The sequence below is a fragment of the Candidatus Chlorohelix sp. genome, assembly GCF_037138995.1.
Taxonomy (GTDB): domain Bacteria; phylum Chloroflexota; class Chloroflexia; order Chloroheliales; family Chloroheliaceae; genus Chlorohelix.
Map to the genome: position 1 here is coordinate 1 of NZ_JBAXHI010000103.1, position 2,152 is coordinate 2,152.

General features: G+C 42.7%; 1 protein-coding gene. It reads left to right on the plus strand.

The features are described 5' to 3' along the window. The first annotated feature begins 114 nt into the window (after positions 1-114). Complete coding sequence (locus WCK19_RS18435) at positions 115-2,094, plus strand: NAD-binding protein (protein ID WP_342398873.1); 1,980 nt, start codon at positions 115-117, stop codon at positions 2,092-2,094. Positions 2,095-2,152 lie beyond the last annotated feature (58 nt).

Below are 2,152 nucleotides of genomic sequence, written 5' to 3' on the forward strand. Positions count from 1 at the left end.
TTTGGTATATTCAATGGAAAAGTTATCTACATTTTGTGTATAGCGGTTGATAACTTTAGAGTATTCTTCAAAATAACACTCGCGAGAAGCTATTTTGTGCAACCAGAGGTGATAATGCAACAATTTTCAGCCGAATTTGCCGATAAAGAGTCACAACAAAAGCCTGAAGGTGAAGATGACCTTTCTACATGGAGCAATCACCTAATTATTTGTGGATTACACAACCTCGGTTTCAGAATAGTTGAACAGCTAAGAACAGCTAATTTGGACTTGATTGTGATAGATGATTTGCCGGACAAACAATTTGAACGGCGTTCACGCCGCATGGGCATTAAATTATTGCGTGAAGATAGCCGTAACCCTGAAGTTCTGGTAGAAGCAGGCATTTTCGGAGCTAAAGCAGTGATAGCCTGCGAAGATAACGACCTTGAAAACCTTGAAATTATTCTGGCAGCCAATGAACTGGTACCGGGAATTCGTACCGTTGCCAGCTTTTTTAACCAGAAGATTGGTGAGCAAATTGCAAAGGCTGTGCCAAACGCTACTGTACTAAGCTTATCCAAAAAAGCAGGACCTTCTTTTGTCGAAGCCTGTGTAAATTCCAGCATACTACATCTGTTCAGCTTGCACCTTGATGACATAGCAGTGGTGGAAGCGAGCGCCAACATAGAAGGTAGCATACAGGATTTGTTCTACCCTGCCACACCTATCAAAGTGCGCGGTGCAACAAAACCGCCTTCTACCTCCGTCTTAATGCCTCCACCGGACTATATTGTAAAATCCGGACAGACTGTGGTGTTAGCCGGACAGATAGAGGTGTTGAAGAAGTTACCGGGGGTACGGTTACAGGAAAGTGATGTGACTAAAGCCCTTTATATTCAGGAATCTACCAAGTTAAATTCCAATAAAAAACATCTGAGCAATAAAGTACACCGACTTAACCGCTTGAACCGTTTGCGAAAAGCTGTATTGGATCTTATACGTGATATTGAAAAGCCCTTTCGTTATACCCTACTGATTGTAGGCATAATAATTTTGGTTAGTACCTTGATTTTGTGGTTTTTCTATCGCCCTACTATGGTTGATATTAAAGGTAATCCAATCGAGTTTAGTCTTCTGGATGCACTTTATTTTACAGTTACCATCATTGCTACGGTTGGATTTGGCGATTACAGCTTCATCAACCAGGACTGGACTCTAAAATTATTCGGGGTATTGCTGATTTTGGTCGGGGCTTTATCAATGTCCATAGTGTACGCCTTTGTGACCAATTTCGTAATCAGCCGCCGCATAGAAGCCGTTGTAGGTCGCCAGAAAGTACGTGATATGGAAGGACACGTTATATTGTGCGGTCTCGGCACCATAGGTTATCAGGTAATGCTAGGACTGATTGCACAGGGTAAGCCGGTAGCGGTTATAGAAAAGAACGAGAATGGTCGGTTCAACAGCGAAGCAGCAGCACTAGGAGTGCCGGTAATTATCGGGGATGGGCGGCTTCCTAAAATGTTAAGCCAACTAAACGTGGCAAAGGCAAAGGCAATTGCTATACTTAGCAATGACGACCTAGCAAACCTAGAAATAGCTTTGAATGCGCGAGCAGAGTTCAATTCCAGAGAAGCAAACAAGCAAAAAAGGCTGCAAGTAGTGTTGCGCGTTTTCGACAAAAGCCTTGGTGACCGGATTGCACGAAATTTTGATATACAGAAAATATATAGCGCGTCTGCGCTGGCAGCGCCATATTTCGTAGCGGCAGCGTTGGATTACGAAGTTATCACAACCTTTTATATAGACCTTCAACCTTATATTGTGGCAAAATTGGTGGTACAGGCGAATAGCGGTTTGGACAGGATTACTATCGGCGACTTATATGAGCGTAAAAAAGTGGTAGTAATGTCGTATATTCATGATAGTTCAAACGATGTCTCGTTAAAAGAAAATTTATATCCGCTTGAACCTGTTTATCGCTTCATACCTGACCCTGTATTTCAGCCTCATAAAAATGTGATACTAAAAAGTGGGGATACCATCTATATTGTGGGTATGTACGAGCGGGTTTTGGAAGCATACCTGTTGAATAAGGCGGTGAAGCAATAAAAAAATACGCCCGGTTGGGATCGAACCAACGACCATCCGCTTAGAAGGCGGATGCTCT